Origin of the sequence: Bacillus mesophilus, assembly GCF_011008845.1 — a bacterium.
GTDB classification, from domain to species: Bacteria; Bacillota; Bacilli; order Bacillales; family SA4; genus Bacillus_BS; species Bacillus_BS mesophilus.
Genome location: NZ_JAAIWM010000002.1, coordinates 639,546 through 660,995 on the forward strand (window position 1 = coordinate 639,546; position 21,450 = coordinate 660,995).

General features: G+C 38.1%; 18 protein-coding genes and 2 tRNA genes. 1 reads left to right on the top strand and 19 read right to left on the bottom strand.

Annotated features, from left to right (window positions below):
- Positions 1-88: 88 nt before the first annotated feature.
- The 7 genes from spoVID to hemA form a co-directional block, all read right to left on the bottom strand.
- Positions 89-1,216 carry a stage VI sporulation protein D gene (spoVID, locus tag G4D63_RS08690; protein ID WP_163179232.1) on the bottom strand — a complete coding sequence of 376 codons (1,128 nt, stop codon included), beginning with the start codon at positions 1,214-1,216 and terminating at the stop codon, positions 89-91.
- 192 nt (positions 1,217-1,408) lie between these two features.
- Positions 1,409-2,698 (bottom strand): glutamate-1-semialdehyde 2,1-aminomutase, encoded by a 1,290-nt coding sequence (gene hemL / locus G4D63_RS08695; RefSeq protein WP_163179233.1) that lies wholly within the window; start codon positions 2,696-2,698, stop codon positions 1,409-1,411.
- Between the two features lie 14 nt (positions 2,699-2,712).
- A complete protein-coding gene (gene hemB / locus G4D63_RS08700; protein WP_163179234.1) occupies positions 2,713-3,690 on the bottom strand; it encodes a porphobilinogen synthase in 978 nt (325 codons plus the stop codon).
- Entirely contained in the window at positions 3,687-4,472 is a 786-nt protein-coding gene (locus G4D63_RS08705; protein ID WP_163179235.1) for a uroporphyrinogen-III synthase, read from the bottom strand. The genes hemB and G4D63_RS08705 overlap by 4 nt, the downstream gene beginning before the upstream one ends.
- A complete protein-coding gene (hemC, locus tag G4D63_RS08710) occupies positions 4,472-5,404 on the bottom strand; it encodes a hydroxymethylbilane synthase (protein ID WP_163179236.1) in 933 nt (310 codons plus the stop codon). The genes G4D63_RS08705 and hemC overlap by 1 nt, the downstream gene beginning before the upstream one ends.
- A 47-nt stretch (positions 5,405-5,451) precedes the next feature.
- Positions 5,452-6,270: a cytochrome C assembly family protein gene (locus G4D63_RS08715; protein WP_163179237.1), complete on the bottom strand. Its 819-nt coding sequence runs from the start codon at positions 6,268-6,270 to the stop codon at positions 5,452-5,454.
- 25 nt (positions 6,271-6,295) lie between these two features.
- Entirely contained in the window at positions 6,296-7,663 is a 1,368-nt protein-coding gene (hemA, locus tag G4D63_RS08720; RefSeq protein WP_163179238.1) for a glutamyl-tRNA reductase, read from the bottom strand.
- Positions 7,664-7,887: 224 nt separating this feature from the next.
- Here hemA and G4D63_RS08725 point away from each other — a divergent pair, with 224 nt between their 5' ends.
- Positions 7,888-8,373 carry a LiaI-LiaF-like domain-containing protein gene (locus G4D63_RS08725; RefSeq protein ID WP_163179239.1) on the top strand — a complete coding sequence of 162 codons (486 nt, stop codon included), beginning with the start codon at positions 7,888-7,890 and terminating at the stop codon, positions 8,371-8,373.
- Positions 8,374-8,870: 497 nt separating this feature from the next.
- Here G4D63_RS08725 and yihA read toward each other — a convergent pair whose 3' ends face one another.
- The 12 genes from yihA to rph form a co-directional block, all read right to left on the bottom strand.
- Complete coding sequence (gene yihA, locus G4D63_RS08730) at positions 8,871-9,470, bottom strand: ribosome biogenesis GTP-binding protein YihA/YsxC (protein WP_163179240.1); 600 nt, start codon at positions 9,468-9,470, stop codon at positions 8,871-8,873.
- 2 nt (positions 9,471-9,472) lie between these two features.
- Positions 9,473-11,773, bottom strand: a complete 2,301-nt coding sequence (gene lon, locus G4D63_RS08735; protein WP_205603815.1) for an endopeptidase La — start codon at positions 11,771-11,773, stop codon at positions 9,473-9,475.
- A 240-nt stretch (positions 11,774-12,013) separates the two neighbouring features.
- Positions 12,014-13,696, bottom strand: coding sequence for an ATP-dependent protease LonB (gene lonB / locus G4D63_RS08740; RefSeq protein WP_163179242.1), 1,683 nt, complete (start codon positions 13,694-13,696; stop codon positions 12,014-12,016).
- Between the two features lie 506 nt (positions 13,697-14,202).
- Positions 14,203-15,471, bottom strand: coding sequence for an ATP-dependent protease ATP-binding subunit ClpX (gene clpX, locus G4D63_RS08745; RefSeq protein WP_163179243.1), 1,269 nt, complete (start codon positions 15,469-15,471; stop codon positions 14,203-14,205).
- 296 nt (positions 15,472-15,767) lie between these two features.
- Positions 15,768-17,054: a trigger factor gene (gene tig / locus G4D63_RS08750; protein WP_163179244.1), complete on the bottom strand. Its 1,287-nt coding sequence runs from the start codon at positions 17,052-17,054 to the stop codon at positions 15,768-15,770.
- Positions 17,055-17,240: 186 nt separating this feature from the next.
- Positions 17,241-18,251: a tetratricopeptide repeat protein gene (locus G4D63_RS08755; RefSeq protein ID WP_163179245.1), complete on the bottom strand. Its 1,011-nt coding sequence runs from the start codon at positions 18,249-18,251 to the stop codon at positions 17,241-17,243.
- A gap of 258 nt (positions 18,252-18,509) precedes the next feature.
- On the bottom strand, positions 18,510-18,791 hold the full coding sequence (locus G4D63_RS08760; RefSeq protein WP_420837806.1) for a spore coat protein: 282 nt from the start codon (positions 18,789-18,791) through the stop codon (positions 18,510-18,512).
- A gap of 362 nt (positions 18,792-19,153) precedes the next feature.
- Positions 19,154-19,227: transfer RNA gene (locus G4D63_RS08765), tRNA-Arg, on the bottom strand.
- A 26-nt stretch (positions 19,228-19,253) separates the two neighbouring features.
- Positions 19,254-19,327 (bottom strand) — tRNA-Gly (locus G4D63_RS08770).
- A 141-nt stretch (positions 19,328-19,468) separates the two neighbouring features.
- Entirely contained in the window at positions 19,469-19,978 is a 510-nt protein-coding gene (locus G4D63_RS08775; RefSeq protein WP_163179246.1) for a metallophosphoesterase family protein, read from the bottom strand.
- Between the two features lie 9 nt (positions 19,979-19,987).
- Complete coding sequence (locus tag G4D63_RS08780; RefSeq protein WP_163179247.1) at positions 19,988-20,587, bottom strand: XTP/dITP diphosphatase; 600 nt, start codon at positions 20,585-20,587, stop codon at positions 19,988-19,990.
- A gap of 12 nt (positions 20,588-20,599) precedes the next feature.
- Positions 20,600-21,346, bottom strand: coding sequence for a ribonuclease PH (rph, locus tag G4D63_RS08785; protein ID WP_163179248.1), 747 nt, complete (start codon positions 21,344-21,346; stop codon positions 20,600-20,602).
- Positions 21,347-21,450 lie beyond the last annotated feature (104 nt).

Below are 21,450 nucleotides of genomic sequence, written 5' to 3' on the forward strand. Positions count from 1 at the left end.
CTTTTTTACAGTTAGTACGTCAAAATTCTTTATTTATACTGAGCTAAAGAAAGACGTGAGGAGTATGGACTCTCTCACGTTTTCCTTACTATTTTAAGCTTCCTACTGCAACAGGAATATATAAGATTTGACCTTCAGCAAGATGCTCTCGGTCGAGATTATTTACTCTAATTAAAGTTTGTGGTTGTACTGCGTATCTCTCAGCAATCAACTCTAGTGTTTCATCCTTTTGGACAATACACATTTTTAATTTCGTTGTGTCTGAGTCGTTGTCATTCGCGAAGATTTTAGTTAAATATAAAGCATTTTCATCGCGCTTCGTTACGCTTCCGTCACTTTCTTGTTCTTCTACCTGAGTAGAGACCTTCGGCTCCTCAACACGGCTTTTAAACTCTAGTTGAGGTCCCTTCCGCGCTAAAACTGGCGCTTCCTGAATTTCTTCTTCCTGAACTTCACCCTGTTCTTCTAGTACACCATCTGCTGATTCAGCAGCAGGATCTCTTTTAGCTTCTACAACGAAAGGAGTATACGGATCTTGTTGCCCCTCTTCTGCATCATTTAGGTCTTCATCCTCGTTAAAGGAACCTCGCATAAGAGGTTGTACAAGCTCTTCCTCTACTTCTTCTGCTAATTCTGCTACTTCTTCTGTTATATCTAGTTCTTCAGTAGTAACTACCTCATTTACTACTTCTTCCACTTCCTCAACCACTTCTTCAATAGCAGTATCTTCTTCTACATTTTCAACTGGCTGTGGAGACGGTTGTGTTTGAGCCTCTTCACTTCTTTCTTGATCTTCATAGATACCTGTGATGGAAAGCTCTGCTTCAAGTTGAAGGTTTCCTCGTTGTGGAAGTTCATAATCAAAGCTCTCGATGGTTACATATACATCATTTAGGTTTTGAATTCTGTTTTTTGGTATGGTAATGTCGATTGGAAACTTATGTCTTAATAAAGACAAACCTTCCGCGTTTCTATCTACCTCTTGAACTGTTCTAGCTCCTGCAGGCTGTACAGCACTTTCTCTTTCTGAATCATCTGCATGATACTCTCCTGTTAAAATTAATCCACCTCTAACAGATATATATTGATCATGTTCTTGAATGATGATTTCAGGATCTAATGACATTGACAATAATTCAGCTACTTCCTGTCCTCTTTGAAACCAAATGGACTCTTCTACAGAAAATCGTATCGACGATTGGTTTTCAACTGTCAAAGTCCGTTCCTCCTTTCAAACCCTCAAAAATATTTACGATGTCATTAAAAATCTATGATAGTCTACGCTTGTTTATGAAGAAAACTTTCTATTCTTTGAAAACTTCTTTCCTATTGGCTATTTTTTAACTAACGCAATAACCATCTAAACATAAAAAAACCATCTCTCATTATGAAAGATGGTCATTATTGCTTATTTTTTCAATTTAGAAAATGCTGATTCTGCTGCACGAATGGTATGCTCGATATCCTCATCAGTATGAGCTGTAGACAGGAACATTCCTTCAAATTGTGAAGGTGGAAGGAACACACCTTCTTGTAGCATTAGCTGATAGTACTCAGCGAACATATCAAGATCTGACTGCTTTGCTTGCTCGTAATTAGTAACCTCTGTACCGTTAAAGAAGAAGCCTACCATGGAGCCCGCCTTAGTTAACGTATGAGGAATTCCATATTTGTTAGCAGCTTCAGTGAAGCCCTCAACCAATCGATCTGCTTTTCTTTCAAACTCTTCGTATGACGCTGGCGTTAGCTTACGAAGTGTTTCTAAGCCTGCTGTCATGGCCAGTGGATTTCCTGATAAAGTACCTGCCTGATAAATCGGGCCAGCCGGTGCGATTTGTTCCATAATTTCTCTGCGACCACCATAAGCACCAACAGGTAATCCCCCACCAATTACCTTACCTAGACATGTTAAATCTGGAGTAATTCCGTATTTTCCTTGTGCGGAATGGAAGTCTACTCTAAACCCAGTCATCACTTCATCGAATATTAACAAAGCCCCATATTGAGTAGTAATTTCACGTAATGCCTCTAAGTAGCCTGGTAGTGGAGTAACAACCCCCATATTTCCCGCGACCGGCTCGATGATGACACCTGCAATATCATCTCCGAATTGTTCAAATGCGTATTTCACACTTTCCATATCATTATATGGAACAGTAATTGTATTTTGGGCAATTCCTTCAGGAACACCTGGACTGTCTGGTAGACCTAGTGTAGCAACACCAGATCCTGCCTTGATCAATAATGAGTCACCGTGACCATGATAACAGCCCTCAAACTTCATTATTTTGTTTTTACCTGTATAACCTCTTGCTAAACGAAGTGCACTCATTGTTGCCTCGGTTCCAGAGCTAACCATTCGAACCATTTCCATCGAAGGAATTCGTTCTAACACCAGCTTAGCTAGTTCAGTCTCAATTAATGTTGGGGCACCAAAGCTAGTTCCTAACTCTGTTACCTTTTTGATTGCCTCTACGACTGTATCATCAGCATGACCATGAATTAAGGGCCCCCATGAAAGGACATAATCAATATATTCATTGCCATCGATATCATAAATCTTAGCGCCTTTTCCTCTTTCCATAAAAAGAGGATCCATCTTTACAGATTTGAAAGCACGTACAGGACTGTTAACGCCACCAGGTAATAGTTCTTTTGCTTCTTTAAAAGCTTCGATTGATTTCGTATATTGCTTCATTTTTTAGCCTCCTGTTATTCGTTCTCAGACAACCAAGCGGCAGCATCTTTTGCAAAATAAGTAATAATTAAATCAACACCAGCGCGCTTCATACTCGTTAGCATTTCTAAGACAATCTCTTTTTCAGATATCCATCCATTTTGAGCAGCTGCTTTAATCATGGAGTATTCTCCGCTAACATTATAAGCAACTATTGGAGCATTAAAATTCTCTTTTACATCACGAATAATATCTAAATATGATAATGCGGGTTTAACAATTAGAAAATCAGCACCTTCTGCAAGATCTGACTCTGCTTCTCTCAAAGCCTCTAAGCGATTGGCAGGATCCATTTGATAGGTTTTACGATCACCAAATTGAGGTGTGCTATGTGCAGCATCTCGGAATGGACCATAAAAAGCAGACGCATATTTTACCGCATACGACATAATCGGGGTGTCAACAAATCCAGCCTCATCCAGACCATGACGAATGGCCGCTACAAATCCATCCATCATATTAGAAGGTGCAATAATATCAGCACCCGCTCTAGCCTGGCTCACAGCGGTTTTAGTGAGTAGAGCTAAACTATCATCGTTTTGTACGTAACCGTTCTCTACGACGCCACAATGACCGTGAGAAGTATACTGGCATAAGCACGTATCTGCAATAACCACTAATTCTGGAAACTCTGATTTTACTACTCGTATTGCCTGTTGAACAATTCCGTTATCATCATAGGCACAAGATCCTACTTCATCCTTATCATTCGGAACTCCAAACAAAATAATAGATTTGATTCCAAGGCCAACTACTTCCTTCACCTCTTCTAAAAGAAGATCGAGTGAAAGATGATAGACACCCGGCATAGAAGGCACTTCATGTTTAACATTCTCTTTTTCAACAACAAATATCGGATAAATAAAATCTTCTTTATGTAGGTGAGTCTCTCTTACCATCGTTCGCAAGTTAGCAGTTTGGCGAAGTCTTCGATGACGATTAAAATAGGTCATACTCTTTTCCCTTCTTTCTGGAAATATGAAATAAGTTCATCTATTAAATGGTTCATGGTATATGTATGTGGAACAATGGTGGGAATGAGTCCAGCTCTTATAGCAGCTTTTTCCGTTATAGGACCGATACAGCACACGACCACCCCACTTAACCAGGATTTCCACTGTGTACCTTCAAGTAGCTGAACAAAATGATTCACCGTAGAAGGACTAGTAAAGGTAATCGCATCGATCTTATTTGAAAAAAGAGTAACAAGTTCCTTCGTTTCGGTAGGGCAAAAGGTTTCATAAACAGTTAGTTCGTGTACCTTTGCACCCAGACTTGTTAGCTCTTTGGGAATAAGGTCTCTGGCCAAATTCCCTCTAATATATATGATTTTCTTATTTTTAATAGGTTGTTGTTGAAATACTTCGATAAGACCTTCTGCAACAAACTCTTTTGGTAATAAGGTTGGTTGAAAGCCGTGTCTGTGGAGTGCCTCTTTTGTCTTTGTCCCAACAACTGCTATATTCAAACTCTCGTGAAGTACAATATGTAATTTATGTATAATCTTAAAAAAATAATCAACACCATTAGCGCTTGTAAAAACAAGCCAATTTACTTCCTCTAAGTTTGAAAGCAGCTCAATTTCCGAGTTTGAGAGCTGTGTTGGTCGAAAATCAATCAAGGGCAAGACGATTGCTTGCCCACCTTTATGAACGATTTCCTCTACTATCTCTTTGCTTTTAACCTCGTTACGAGTTAGTACAATTGTTTTCTTCTCTAAAGGAAGTGTAGTCACTATGAATCAAGCTCCTGCTTTACCTTGTTAATTAGGTCAGAGGCACCTCTGTCCCTTAATAGAGCAGCGACCTGTCTGCCCACTTCAGCATAATTAGCCCCTGTTACACGTTCCTTTAAGATTTGTTTCCCATCAGGTGATCCTACTAAACCAGTTAGTTCAATGTGTCCTTCTTCTGTTAGCTTTGCTAATCCTGCGATTGGAACCTGACAACCGCCCTCAAGTTCATGAAGAAATACTCTTTCTGCAGAAACGGTTTGTTCTGTTGTCTCGTCATTTAGCTTTCGTAGTAACTGAAGAAGCTCTTGATCATCTTCACGACATTCTATTGAAAGTGCCCCCTGCCCAACTGCAGGTAAGCAAAGTTCAGCATCTAAGTATTCTGTTACGACATCATCATCCCAGCCCATTCTCTTTAATCCAGCAGCCGCTAATATGATGGCATCATATTCCTCATTTTTCAGCTTTGATAGGCGCGTATCAATATTACCCCTTATCCACTTCACCTCTAAATCTGGACGAACGGCAAGTAACTGAGCACTTCTTCTTAAGCTGCTAGTACCAACTACTGCTCCTTCTTTAAGTTCCATTAGTGATACATGATCTTTTGAAATAAGGGCATCACGATAGTCCACACGTTTTGGCATACATCCCACCGTTAGGCCAGGAGGTAAAACGGCAGGCATATCCTTCATACTGTGCACTGCCATATCAATTTCTTTATCAAGCATGGCTTGTTCAATTTCTTTTACAAACAGACCTTTCCCACCAACTTTAGATAACGTAACATCTAAGATAATATCACCTTTAGTGACAATTTCCTTTACTTCAAACTCAAATGGAGCTCCTAAATCCTTTAATTGCTGTATTACCCAATTGGTTTGAGTGATCGCCAGTTTACTACGTCTTGAACCAACAATGATTTTCCTCATAATAAATCCTCCTTAGCATACTAGACGTCGTGGCCTAGTGTGTTGTGTTACGAATACCAAATATGAAAACGAGATAAGCTCCCAAATAAAAAGAAGTTGATTAATAGTACTAAAAAGGCAGCAACATTCCATGAAGCAACTGCTTTTCCTTCCATGTCTTTTCCAACACGTAAGTATAAATAATAGCTATAGGTGATGAGGACGAAAAAAGAACCAATTACTTTCACATCATACCAATGGAAGGGATCTAGTTTGATATACCCCCAAATCACACCTAGGATAAGTGATAATAATAGCATGGGAACACCAATTACGTTTAACACATAAGACATATGATCTAATTTAGACAGATCACCAATCCGCAGTAGCCGTTTGCCCCACTTTTTCTTTTTTAATAAGTTGAATTGCACTAAGTATAGGATGGAAAAGATAAAGGAAATGGAGAAGGCGCCATAAGAAAGAATTGCCATCGTGATATGAATAATAAGTAATTCCGAAACTAATTGTTCTGCTAAAATTGTTGACTGATGCTGTGTTGGTGCAAATGTATGTAGAGACATAATAAAAAATCCGAGTACATTAGTAAAGAATACGATAAAGTCAACTCGTACTAGTCTATTGATAACCAATGATAATGTAATTAAAACCCATGCATAGAAATACAGGCTTTCAAAGATGGTGAATAAGGGGATTTGTCCGGTATCAATTGTTCTAATCACTAGAAAGATTGTTTGTAAACTCCAGACAATAGAAAGCAACCAGAAGGCGATCCGATTTGCCTTCCGGTTGTTGTGTAAGAAATCAATAAAATATAAGAGCACGCTAAGTGCATATATTAGGACTGTTAGATCGTAAATCCAACTCATTTCACATTCCTCATCTAATTATGCTTTATACTTCTTGAGCAGCAGTAGAAACCTGCCAGCTAACTTTTTGATTGTCTGCCTTACTTACACTTATCTTCTGTGCCTCTGTAGCCTTTTGAAGTTCAACATCCTGCTCGATATCAAAAATCTTCATAAATAGCTTTAGAGATTCCTCAGCATTTGGTTCACCAGCCATTTCTTTAGCTTTTAGAATTGGATCACGTAATAGCTGATTGATGATACTCTTTGTGTGCTTGTTTAACACTTTCTTTTCACGGTCGGTTAAGTTAGGCAGCTTTCTCTCTATACTCTGCATCGTTTCCTCTTGTACAGAAAGTGCCTTTTGACGTAGCGCTGAAATGACAGGAACAACTCCAAGAGTACGAAGCCATTGATTAAACTCAACGATTTCCTGTTCAATCATTATTTCGATTTTCTCAGCTTCTGCCTGACGCTCCTGCATATTCGCTTCAACAATACCTTCTAAATCATCTATGTCATATAAAAATACGCTTTCGACATTAGCAAGACCTGGATCAAGATCACGTGGAACGGCAATGTCGACCATAAAAATAGGACGGCCCTTACGCTTCTTTTCCACCTTACTCATCATCGCTTCTGTAATGACATAATTCTTGGCTCCTGTTGAGCTAATTACAATATCAGCCTGAGCTAACACGGCCTCTAAATCCATCATCGGTCTAGCCGTTCCTGAGAAGCGTGCAGCTAATGCATCTGCTTTTTCTAATGTACGGTTTAATACGGTCACCTTTTGTACACCATTACTGTGCAGATTTTGTACAGCAAGCTCACCCATCTTACCAGCACCTAAAATGACAACATGCTTATTAGCTAGGCTACCAAATATCTTTTTAGCTAACTCTACAGCAGCATAGCTAACTGAAACAGCATTTGCACCGATCTCTGTCTCAGAATGTGCACGCTTCGCCATTGTAATAGCCTGTTTAAATAAATGGTTAAATACTGTGCCAACCGTTTGTTCTTCTTGTGCTTGAAGAAAGCTTGAACGAACTTGGCCTAGTATTTGAGTTTCACCTAACACCATTGAATGCAATCCGGCTGTCACTTTATATAAATGCTCAACAGCCATTTCATCCTCATGGATTCTTAAAAACGGAGAAAACTCCTCTTTGTCAATGTCAAACCACTCAGATAGAAATGCTTTAATATAATAGCGTCCCGTATGAAGTTGGTCTACAACTGCATAAATCTCCGTGCGGTTACAGGTCGATACAATGATATTCTCAAGTATGCTCTTTTGCTTTTTTAGTCGTTTCATAGCTAAAGGCAACTCAGTTGGATTAAACGTCAATTTCTCACGAATTTCAACAGGGGCAGTCTTGTAATTTACGCCTACTACGATAATATGCATTTGTATGTTCACCCCCATAAATATTGTAGTTTTATTATAACATGTCTTAGTAAAATTCCTGCTTAAAATTGTGAACAGAGTATGAAATCCTATGATAAAATATTAAAGATGAATTCTACATTTATAAATTCACATGTTTTAGTAAGTAAAATGAATAGCTCCAAAAAACACAATAACAAAAAGATAGAGGTTAATCAAGCTATCTAACTTAGAAAGGAGAGCCTATGAAAAAGCAAAGTGTCTTCCCAGGCATTGTCCTAATTGGGATTGGCCTCTATTTTTTAATAGATCGGTTTCATTTTCCAGCACTGCAGGTATTTTATTCCTGGCCAACTATATTAATCATCATTGGGATTGCGTTACTAGCACAAGCCTACACATCAAGAGATTATCAAAATATAATACCGGGCTTCATTTTAACAGGAATGGGAGTGCACTTTCACTTACTCAGCCTCCTAAGGGCATGGCCTGACCATTGGGCCATGTTTACTTTAATAATAGGGATTGCCTTCTTACTACGTTATCAGCAAACTAAAACGGGCATGCTCCCTGGTCTATTACTTTTAGTATTATCCATCATTGCCTTATTTTATCAAGAAGTAGTGGGTTGGCTAAGCTGGGTAGGAAGCATTGTCCAATTTATTGAGGAGTATTGGCCGTTTGGATTAATTGCAGCAGGAATCTATCTATTGTTTATTAAGAAGAAATAAGAAAGGGCCCAATAATCTTCAAGGGCTGGGTGCTGGAGTTAGGTTACTACAAACCATTGAAACAAAGCTTGCCATAAACTTTTATATTTCCCTATAATTTAGGCTTTGTTAAAGACCAGTATTGATTTTTTGCACTGTTGATTGTAGTGGAAGGACGGGAGTGTAAAGGAACCTCTACTAAAGGCTGCCACGTCCTGTGGAAAACGTAGAGGTCAGCACATCCTGTGCAAGCGCGGGAGAGCGGGTCACGGGAGACCCCACAGGCTAATACTTGTCTAACTGAAATGCCCAGCCCCTCGAGGTCAAATAACCCTCCAACATAAAACGGGAAAGAGCACCCTTTTTATGTTGGAGGAACATTTGCTTGTCGGGGCTAACCGGGGCATTTTTGCTTTTCCAGTGAGGAGGCTCACGGACTCGCCCGCGGAAAGCGAGTGTCCTGTAACGAAAATCAACAACAAGGTTTAACACAGCCATAATAAAAAAAGGAGAGCAGACTACTGCTCTCCTTTTTCACCTATATAACGGAATATGGTTGACCAAGCTTCATCCTTACCTAGTCCTGTGTCTGATGAAAATAGAACAAGGGGGTCTTCTTTTACCATTTCTAAGGTTTCTTTTACAACCTTCAAATGCTTCTGCCATTTACCCTTTGGAATTTTATCAGCCTTTGTTGCAACCACCATCGTTGGAATATTATAGTGTTTAAGAAAATCATACATCATTACGTCATCATTTGATGGAGGATGACGCAAATCAACAATCAGTATGACAAGCTTAAGGTGCTGACCTTTTTTGATATATGTTTCGATCATCTTTCCCCATGCTGCCCGTTCTGATTTCGATACCTTTGCATACCCATATCCAGGTACATCTACAAAGTATAGCATTTCGTTAATAATATAAAAATTTAATAATTGGGTTTTCCCTGGTTTTGAAGAGGTTCTTGCGAGAGCCTTTCGATTGATCATTTTATTGATAAACGAAGACTTACCCACATTCGATCTTCCCGCTAATGCGATTTGCGGTAAACCATCATCAGGATATTGCTCAGGCTTTACAGCACTGATTACGATCTCGGCATTATTTACTTTCATCTTTACTCCCCTACTAAAGCATGCTTTAGAACTTCGTCTAAATGAGACACAAGAATATAATTCAATTCTTCTCTCACACTTTCTGGAATATCATCTAAATCCTTTTCGTTTTCCTTTGGAACAATTATCGTCTTTAAACCAGCACGGTGTGCACTAAGAGATTTTTCTTTCAGCCCACCGATTGGGAGAACTCTACCACGCAGTGTGATTTCCCCAGTCATCCCGACTTCTCTCCTAACAGCTCTACCTGTTAGGGCTGACACAAGAGCAGTTGCCATTGTTATACCGGCAGATGGACCATCCTTAGGAACAGCACCTTCAGGAACGTGAATGTGAATATCGTTCTTTTCATTAAATTCAGGATCTATTTTTAACTCTCCTGCACGTGAACGGATATAACTGAACGCAGCTTGTGCTGATTCCTTCATCACATCACCGAGTTTACCAGTTAAGATCAACTTTCCTTTACCAGGATTTACAGAAACCTCAATAGATAAGATGTCTCCACCAAATGCGGTATAGGCAAGTCCTGTAGCTACACCAACTTGATCTTCAAATTCTGCTTGTCCATAGCGGAATTTAGGCTTTCCTAAGAAATCTTCAAGTTTTTTCTCGGTTAACACAATTTTAGACTGTTCTTCCGACACAATAATTCTTGCTGATTTTCTACAAATCGTAGCAATTTGTCTTTCTAAACTACGAACTCCAGCTTCTCTTGTATACATACGAATCAGCTTTAATAATGCATCATCACGTAACTGTAGATTGCTTTTAGAGAGTCCGTGCTCCTTCATTTGCTTATTGAGTAAATGTTCCTTTGCAATATGAAGCTTCTCAAGCTCTGTATAACCAGCAATTGTAATAATTTCCATACGATCCAACAGCGGACCTGGAATTGTAGATAAATTATTAGCAGTAGCAATAAACATTACTTTAGATAAATCATACGGCTCTTCAATATAGTGATCGCTGAAATTGTGATTCTGCTCTGGATCTAATACTTCAAGCATAGCTGCTGACGGGTCACCTCTAAAATCACTAGACATCTTATCAATTTCATCTAGTAGGAAAACAGGATTGATGGTTCCTGCCTTTTTCATCCCTTGGATAATTCGCCCTGGCATTGCCCCTACATATGTTCTACGATGACCTCTAATTTCAGATTCATCACGAACGCCCCCTAAGGAGACACGAACAAAATGACGGTTTAATGATCTTGCCACAGATCTAGCTAACGAGGTTTTACCAACACCCGGAGGGCCAACTAAACAAAGAATAGGTCCCTTCAGTGATTGAGTAAGCTTTTGAACAGATAAATATTCAAGCACGCGCTCTTTCACTTTATCAAGACCATAATGATCTTCATTTAAAATTTCCTCTGAACGTTTTAAGTCAAGCTGATCTTCAGTTGATTTTGTCCAAGGTAACGAAATTAACCATTCAATATAATTACGTATAACAGCACTTTCAGCAGAGCTAGCTGGGATTTTCTCAAAACGGTCTAATTCCTTTAACGCCGTTTCTTTTACAGAGTCTGGCATACCCGCTTCTTCAATTTTATCTTTTAGCGTGGATACTTCGCCAGTCTTCCCTTCCTTATCGCCTAACTCTTTTTGAATCGCCTTCATTTGTTCACGAAGATAATATTCTTTTTGAGTACGTTCCATTGAGCGTTTAACTCGTTGACCAATTTTCTTCTCGAGATTTAATACCTCTTTTTCGTTATTAATCACACTAATAAGCTTATTAAGTCTATCCTTTACATTAAATGTCTCTAGAATATCCTGCTTATCCTTCATTTTTAAAGGTAAGTGTGAAGCAATTAAGTCTGCCATACGACCTGGTTCTTCAATGTCAGAGATTGTCGCATAAGTTTCAGCCGAGACCTTTTTAGAAAGCTTTATGTACTGTTCAAAATAATCCAGCAAGGACCTCATTAATGCTTCTTCTTCTAGATCCTTCGTGTCCGGATCATCAAAGACTTCAACCTTAACGGTAGCAAACTCTTCTTGGTCCATCAAGGAAATGATTTCTCCACGACTTAAGCCCTCTACCAATACACGGATTGTTCCATTAGGGAGCTTGAGCATTTGCTTTACTTTAGATAACGTTCCAATGTGATATATATCATCCTCTTCGGGCGTATCAATACCTGCATCCTTCTGTGTTGCTAGAAAGATTAAGTGCTCATCAATCATTGCTCTTTCGAGTGCTTGTACTGATTTTTCACGCCCCACATCCAAATGAAGGACCATTGTCGGATAAACAAGTAATCCTCTTAAAGGTAGAAGAGGGACGGTCATTTCTTTCTTATTTGCCACTCTATTGCACCTCCACGTATAGCAATCGTCTTTTTATAACGTTTAGAGTATTGTTCAATTCTATCTTATTTGTTTTACCTTTGTCTATTAAGGTGCGTTTAACTCGTTTCTTTTATTAAAAAAATCACGATTTGAATCAATAATTAGCAACAACCTTATGAAAATAGCTTCTTACATGCAAAATGACTCCGATTAGTTTTACCTAAATCGGAGTCAAAATAGTTATACCGATTCTGTCTTAGTATCGATAATAGGTGTAGAAGCAGGAATGGCTTCAGGAGAACCTATGTTAGAAAGTTTTTCTCCAAATACAATCTCAAACACTTCAGATAAATGAGAAACTGGAACAATGTCAATTCCGCTAATTTCATTAAGTATAGATTGTACATTATCTTTAGGAATAATGACTTTTGTTGCACCGGCTTGTTTCGCTGCCTTCACTTTCGCAAATACACCACCGATTGGTTTTACAAATCCATGAATACTGATTTCTCCAGTCATTGCTAGTGTATGATTAACAGGAATATTATAGATAGCCGAATAAATACCCGTTGCCATTGCGATTCCAGCAGATGGTCCGTCCACCGGAATTCCTCCTGGGAAATTAACATGAATATCATAATCAGATGCAGGTACCTCTAAAGAGCGTAACACCGTTAACACATTTTCAATTGATCCCTTAGCCATACTTTTTCTGCGTACTGATTTACCACGATCTCCAATGCTTTCTTCTTCTACGATACCGGTGATATTAATCGAGCCTTTTTCCGTTGATTTCATGACTGTTACTTCTATTTCTAGTAAAGCACCTGTATTCGGTCCATAAACAGCTAAACCATTTACAAGACCCACCTTAGGTTCTTCATTGATCTTCTTCTCATGTCTAGGAGAAAGCTGACTTGAATGAATAACCCATTCAATATCTTCCGTTTTTAAATGATCACGATTTTCTGATATCGCTAAGCCAGCAGCAATTTGTACCATATTCACTGCCTCACGACCATTTCGAGCATAAGACGAAAGAATCGTGATCCCCTCATCCGTCACATCCATATTAATTTTGGCAGCTGCCTTTCTAGCTACTGTACCTAACTCTTCAGGCTCTAGCTCTCTAAAGAAGACCTCTAAACATCTAGAACGAATCGCTGGTGGTAGTTCATTCGGGGTTCTTGTAGTAGCCCCAATCATCCTAAAGTCTGCTGGTAACCCATTTTGGAAAATATCATGTATATGTGTTGGGATCTGAGTATTCTCTTCATTATAATAAGCACTTTCTAGAAATACCTTTCTGTCCTCTAACACTTTTAGCATTTTATTCATTTGAATTGGATGTAGTTCACCAATTTCATCTATAAACAGTACTCCACCATGTGCATGGGTAACAGCCCCTTGCTTTGGTTGGGGAATTCCCGCTTGCCCCATCGCTCCTGCTCCTTGATAAATTGGATCATGAACGGAACCAATTAACGGGTCAGCAATTCCTCTTTCGTCAAATCTAGCTGTAGTCGCATCAAGCTCCACAAACACAGCATCCTTTTTAAAAGGAGACTTATTATTACGTTTTGCCTCTTCTAGAACAAGGCGTGCTGCCGCAGTCTTTCCTATTCCCGGTGGTCCATATACAATCACATGCTGTGGATTTGGTCCACATAGAGCAGCTTTTAACGCCCTAATACCGTCCTCCTGGCCAACAATGTCTTTAAAGTTCGTCGGCCTTACCTTTTCAGCAAGGGGCTCCGTCAATGAAACAGCCCTCAACTTCCTTAACTGCTCCATTTCCTTTCTAGATTCTCTATCAATTGAAACCTTCTGTGTACGCTGATTTCGAAGCAAATTCCAAAAATACAATCCAATGATTACCCCAAAAAATAATTGAACAAATAAAGCAATACCAGTCCAACTCATGTTATACCTCCCTGAGATCCTATGTTGTCTGTTAAAACTAGTATCTCCCTCTATGAGTTCGACTAAACCAAAAATAGTATTTTCATCAAGGAAGATTTAGAGAAGCTGTTAATGTCCTTATTTGATATAGGTTTGGAGGGTAGTTGGTACTTGAGGTGGAAGTGGGTTTTAGTACTTATCTCAGCAAGGTTTAAACGAAATTCTATGGTGTTTCTTAGAAAAGCAGTCTATTTAGCTGTGTTTTTATAGGAAGATAAATTTTTTGAATGAGAAGATTCGTTTACCGTCTAGAGAAATGATCTTCATGACCACTAAGCTACTGTTTTAACTGATGTTTTTTCGTTTATCAACGAAAAGTTAGTGTTATCAACGATAAATGCATTTTTTCTGACAAAGATGAAGATTTTTCAACGACATTCACTGCTTTATCAACGAAATACCTCTTTTTTCCAAATTTCAAAAACACAAAAAAACAGATAGGGTATAATCCCTATCTGTATTTATGATTAAGCTGAATCCTTTTTATCTTGACCAGAAATCACGGTGCCGTCCTTTAGAACTAGCTTAGGTGTACTATCACCTTTTACTGTTTCTAATGTAATAACACACTTCTCAATATCTTCACGAGAAGGTAAGTCATACATAACATCAAGCATGATTCCTTCAATGATTGAACGTAAACCACGTGCACCCGTTTTTCGTTCAATTGCTTTCTTCGCAATTTCTAATAATGCACCTTCGTCGAAATCTAACTCCACGTCATCAAGCTCTAATAACTTTTGGTACTGTTTAATTAAAGCATTCTTTGGCTTCGTTAAGATTTCTACTAATGCCTCTTCATCTAATGGTTCAAGATTTGCAATTACCGGAAGACGACCGATGAATTCAGGAATTAGACCAAATCTCAATAAATCTTCAGGAAGTACTTTTGAAAGTAAAGAGATTTCTTCTCCCTCTTCCTTGATTGCATTAGCTCCAAATCCAATTACCTTTTTACCAAGACGGCGCTTAATGATTTGTTCAATTCCATCAAAAGCTCCACCACAGATAAATAGGATGTTGGTTGTATCAATTTGAATAAATTCCTGATGAGGGTGCTTTCTTCCACCTTGTGGAGGAACGCTAGCTACTGTACCTTCAAGAATTTTTAATAAAGCCTGTTGAACACCCTCACCTGAAACATCACGAGTTATCGATGGATTTTCAGATTTACGTGCCACTTTATCAATTTCATCTATATAGATGATTCCCTTTTCAGCTTTTTCCACATCATAATCTGCTGCTTGGATTAGCTTTAGTAGGATGTTTTCCACATCTTCACCCACATAACCCGCTTCAGTCAGTGACGTAGCATCAGCAATAGCAAAAGGAACATTTAGAATCCTCGCTAATGTTTGAGCTAGTAATGTCTTACCACTACCAGTTGGCCCGATCATCGCAATATTACTTTTCGATAGTTCTACATCGTCAATTTTACTATTTGAGTTAATACGCTTGTAATGGTTATAAACAGCAACAGCTAGAGATTTCTTAGCACTGTCCTGACCAATTACATATTCGTCAAGAATATCACGAATTTCCATTGGTTTAGGAACATCTTTGAATTCTACTTCCTCTTCTGTTCCTAGTTCTTCTTCCACGATTTCAGTACAGAGTTCAATACATTCATCACATATATAAACACCAGGTCCTGCCACAAGTTTTCTAACTTGATCCTGTGTTTTTCCACAGAACGAACATTTCAATTGGCCTTTTTCGTCGTTAAATTTAAACAACTATCTCACCCCTTACTTACTACTGTATGTCTTAGATAAATCCAATCTCTCCATTATTAAAACTTTGAGACTTTTCTAACTACTTGTTATGTATTAGCATTTTAACATATTAGCGGATATGAGAGGTAATGATAACCCTTTATTAAGTATGTATTTGTCAAAAATGCCTTTTTTATTAGTGTTTCACTAATCATTTTCTACCAGGTATTACTTATGTATGTATGCTGTTCAACCAAATATAGGGTAAAAACAAGGCACGAACAAAGTCGCGCCTTTTTATCCTGTTTATTACTATGTTATGCAGTAGCTTTACTGTTATCAACTAAGAAATCAATTGCTTTACGGATTTTTATATCTTCCTTAAGAAGATCTACATTTCCAAGCATGTTTTTGATATTTTCAGCTGTAGTTTGGTACATTGTTGCCATATTTTCGATTTCTTCATTTAGTTCTTCATCAGAAACCTCAATATTTTCAGCATTTGCAATAGCTTCTAATGTTAAGTTCATGCGAACACGCTTTTCTGCATCCTCTGACATTTGCTCACGTAAAGCAGCTTCGTCAGTTCCAGAGAATTGGAAGTATAGTTCAAGGTTCATTCCTTGTGATTGTAGGCGCTGTTCAAATTCACGAATCATGCGATCCTGCTCAACCTTCACCATAGCAGCTGGTAAGTCAATTGTTGCATTTTCAGTTGCTTTGTCAACAAGAGAGTTTCTAACTGTATTTTCAGCTTCTTGCTTTCTTGACTCTTCAAGACGTGCTTTTGTCTTTGCTTTTAATGCGTCTAAAGATTCAACCTCTTCGTCAACATCCTTAGCAAACTCATCATCTAGAACTGGAAGTTCTTTTGCTTTAATTTCATGAACCTTAACCTTAAATGTAGCAGGCTTTCCAGCTAATTCTTCAGAATGATATTCTTCTGGGAATGTAACCTCAACATCTTTCTCTCCACCAGCAGGAAGACCAATTAATTGTTCTTCAAAGCCCGGAATGAAAGATCCTGAACCGATTGCTAATGAATAGTTTTCACCTTTTCCACCTTCAAAAGCAACTCCATCAACAAATCCTTCAAAGTCGATTACAGCTGTATCGCCATCTTCAACTGTACCTTCTTCTTTTACAACAAGCTCAGCTTGACGCTCTTGTAATTGCTTTAACTCATTTTCTACATCTTCGTCTGTTACATTTGTGTCAATGCTTTCAACTTCTAGATTCTTATAATCACCAAGTTGAACTTCTGGTTTCACTGTAACCTTTGCAGTAAAAATTAAGTTTTGACCTTTTTCGATTTTTTCGATATCGATTTCTGGACGGTCAACTGGGTCAATTCCAGCTTCTTTCACAGCATTTTCATAAGCATCTGGTAGTAAAATATCTAAAGCATCTTGATATAAAGACTCAACACCAAAACGACTTTCAAACATACCACGAGGAATTTTCCCTTTACGGAAGCCTGGAACATTTACTTTTGTTACAACCTTTTTAAAAGCTGCGTCTAGACCTTTATTAACAGTATCCGCATCAACCTCAACTGTTAAAACTCCTTCGTTACCTTCTAACTTTTCCCATTTAACTGACATTTATACTTTCCCTCCATCATCTATTTCACTAAGCCACTTGAGGATATGTGAACTTGTCCTTCTAAACTATGTTTTTCTTATACCTCGGATATGTAATGGCAAAGCAGTTATCTGATTACAACCATTCCATTATACCATAGAATAAAATCCTTTCAATAATGGAACCCTTATGTGCAAAAAAACTTACTAACTCAGTGGTAAAAATGAAATCTCTTCAATCTCTTTGATTTGATTGCTAGCATAGATGAGATCACGGACAGATATATCGTAAAGCTCTGCTATTTCCTCAGGCTCTACGTCGATTCCGTGAAAATCATAACCAATCTTATGAATACCAGCAGCCCAAATTGCTTCTTCTTCAGGCTTTGGCAGAAAAGGGTACAAAACATATAATTGGCGATACCACATCTCCTTTACAACCTCATACAAACTTGGATTTTCATTTCCTAGTGTATCATCAAGAAGTCGAATCACTTGCATGGTAAAAGGGTGGCTAGAGATTTCCTGTAGATTTGCAGAGTTGAGTACCATACTTCGCCCGAATTTCTCTATTTCTAAGCTTCGACTAATTTCCTTTTCCATAAACATATGAAGTATAGCTGTTTTGATTACAGGATGCTTGGTAGGATCCACTAGGTATTTATCTAGTGTCGGAAAAGCAAACGAAATTCCATAATTTTCGCCTCTAAGTGCTTGAACTATAGCGTATTGTTCCGAGATAGAAAGATCTTTTAACAACAGTTCTACCTCAACTTCTCGTTGTGGGTGATCCGTTTCTTTAGTCACTGTCATTTTCCGGCTAAAATCTAAAAGTCTATAAAAATTTTCGACTGTCTGGTGAGGAATTTTATCTTCTTGTAAAACTGCTTCAATTGTCGTTTCAACTTCTTTGTATTCACCAAGCTGAATAAGAATGGTCAAATAGATTTGGAGGACCTCGTAGTAGTCACCAATATCTTGATGTAACATCTTTTGACACTTCTCTCGTGCTTCTTCTAGGTGTCCAAGTTCGAACAAACATACTACAATCGCTAACTGGACCTCATCTAATTCCTCATCCATTTCTAGTGTTTGTTGAAGTAACTGAAGTGCTTCTTGATATTTTTTTTGTTGAAGAGCCTCCATCCCTTTATCTAAAAGTCGTTGCTTTAAATTCGGAAATGGAACAAGGTTACTATTTTTATCGCGCTGTGTCATATAGTCTCCTTTATTAACACTGAAACTGTGAGTTAATTCACTACAGCTACCAGCCATCTAGATTTTCAGTTTCAGTTTATCAACAACCAGAACCCAATACAAGGGATACTACACATAAGACTAGTTCATCAACGATTATTGATCTCCTAAACCCAATAACTAGCTTCAAAACAAAAGGCGCAAACGTCCAACAAAAGATTAACTTACTTTGCTATTCTAAAAAAACTTTGTCTCCTAAAAGACAAAGCTTCATTTTTTCTAGTAATAAAAAGGATACGGTGGATATGGATAAGGGTAAGGATAAAACGGTCTTGGAGTTAACAATGCTCCCGCTGCTAATCCAGTTAAAAACGGAAAGCCAAATCCAAAAGGTCTCCCAATACCAAAACCTGGCCGACCAAATCCTGGACCTGGAAAAAAGCCTAAGCCAGGTCCAAATCCTAAACCAAAGCCTGGGCGACCAAACCCAAAACCGGGGCGAATTATTCTTTCATTTGAACGATAGGCATTGTAAATATAGTTATCATAATTATGATTCACTCTCACATACACTCCTTAAAATTTATTCAAGTTCATTCTATTCACTAGTCATTTGTCTATAAACTTGTACCTGGAAAATTGTGTGTTTACCTACTTTTTTTAGAAAGTTCATTGACGGCAAATTTTTGTGATGAAGTGATCTTCGATAGATAATTAGTAGAGTGTAGCAAACAAAATTATGCTGCAAGTTTACCCTTAGCGTTGAATTTTTTTCTGGACCTCCGATTAATAATACCCACACCAACACCAAGTACTTCTTTCTTTTGGACATACAAAAAAAACCTTCAATATCGGAAGTGAATAAGTTTCACTATACGATGTTGAAGGTTAATTTTGGACAGGTATTGCACCTGTTTTCATAGCGTCCCAGGAGAGATTCGAACTCCCGACCGACGCCTTAGAAGGGCGTTGCTCTATCCAGCTGAGCTACTGGGACATGTGTTAAAACTATTTGGTTTAAATTGGAGCGGGTGATGAGAATCGAACTCACGACATCAGCTTGGAAGGCTGAGGTTTTACCATTAAACTACACCCGCATTTGACCGTGTAAGTCATTAGCGACATTTTTTATTATATATACTTTTAAAACAGAAGTCAACACTTTAATTAGATTTTCTTTTATCCTTTCACGAAGGTAATAAATACTAAGTAAAAAATATTCAATGCAAGAAGTGCTCTTACATTGAATACTTTTGGCTAAGGTCTTTTAACTCCGTGTGATCTTTATTATAAAATACCACATGTAGCTCCTTTTTGTATACCTCTAGTATACAGTAGGTTGGGTCTTTTCTTCCTCGTGGCATTGAGATACTCCCTGGATTTATAAACAACTTATCAGCAATTCTCTCGCTTCCAGCAATATGCGAATGTCCAAAGCAGACAATTTGGGCACCAATCTCATCTGCTCGATAACTTAAAGTCATTAAGCTATTCTTCACATGAAATAAGTGACCATGTGTAGCCAACAACTTATATCCATTTACTTCTTGTTCAACCTCGTTTGGGAAATTGTTGTCGAAATCACAGTTTCCTTTAACCACTACAAATCCTTTAAGTGATTCATGATTAAACGGTAGTTCAGAATCTCCACAATGGATCATCAAGTCAATATCGTCCCTATGAGCCTCTTTAATTACACCTAACTCTTCTTGAAGCCCATGCGAGTCACTAATGATTAATATTTTCATAATTCTCCCCTATAGAATGGTCTCTGATTGTAGCTCTTTTTCTAACAAAGCTAATGCATTTGCTCTGTGACTGATTTTATTTTTTTCCATTTGTGTTAGCTGTGCCATGGTTTTATTCTTTTCTTTCACAAAGAAAATCGGATCATATCCAAATCCATGTTCTCCAATTGGTTCGGTAGTGATGATACCTTCACAAACCCCTTCAACGACAATAGTCTGCTGATTCGGGATAGCCAAAGCAAGAGCACAATGAAATCTTGCAGTTCGCTGTTCTTGTTTAACCCCATTCATTTCCAAAAGAACCTTCTCTAGATTTTTTTGATCATTTTTTTCTTCACCAGCATATCTGGCAGAAAAAACTCCTGGCTTTCCGCCTAGATAGTCAACAGATAGTCCTGAATCATCCGCAATGACCAGCTCGTTAATTTGCGAAGAGATTCCTTCTGCTTTCAACATTGCATTTTCTTTAAATGTAGATCCAGTTTCAGCGATATCAGGAGCATTAGGTAAATCAAACAGAGAAATAACCTCAAACCCTTTTTCCTGAAAGAGCTCTTGAAATTCTCTTACTTTGCCTTTATTTTTAGTTGCGATTACAATCCTTTTCACCTTTTACTACCTCTATGCTTTCATGATTTGATTACTAATTTCTTCACCGATTGCTTCCTTTTGATGTTGAATTAATTCTTGGATTCCTTTTTCAGCTAGTTCTAGTAAATCATTCAACTGCTTTCTTGAGAACGTGGCTTCTTCACCGGTTCCTTGTAACTCTACAAACTCGCCTTTTCCTGTCATGACAACATTCATATCAACTTCAGCTTTTGAATCTTCCACATAATTTAAATCTAGAATTGGACCATGTTCTTCATCAACCCCAACAGAAGTTGCTGCTAAAAAGTCCTTTAAAGGATAGCTGCTTATTGCGTTTCTTTCAATTAATTTTGAAAAAGCCAATACCATTGCCACAAACGCTCCGGTAATGGAGGCAGTTCTTGTTCCACCATCTGCTTGAATGACGTCACAATCAATCCAGATTGTACGTTCTCCAACCTTTTCTAAGTCAACGACAGATCGAAGTGCTCGTCCGATTAATCGTTGAATTTCCATCGTTCTTCCAGTCACCTTACCCCTACTTGATTCTCTTATATTTCTTTGTTCCGTTGCTCTCGGTAACATGGAATATTCAGCTGTAATCCAACCCTTTCCTGAATTACGCATAAACGGGGGTACCTTCTCTTCAATCGTTGCTGTGCAAATTACTTTTGTATCTCCAACTGATATTAAAACAGATCCCTCTGCATGTTTAATATAATCTTTTTCTATATGTATACTTCTTAGTTGTTCCTTTTCACGGCCATCAAAACGCATTTACTATTCCTCCTCAAGTATGTATGTACCATCCTAGTATTACCCAGAAATTATATTAGTCATTATGTAATTCCTCTTAAAAAACAGGAAAAGAGGAGGCAACA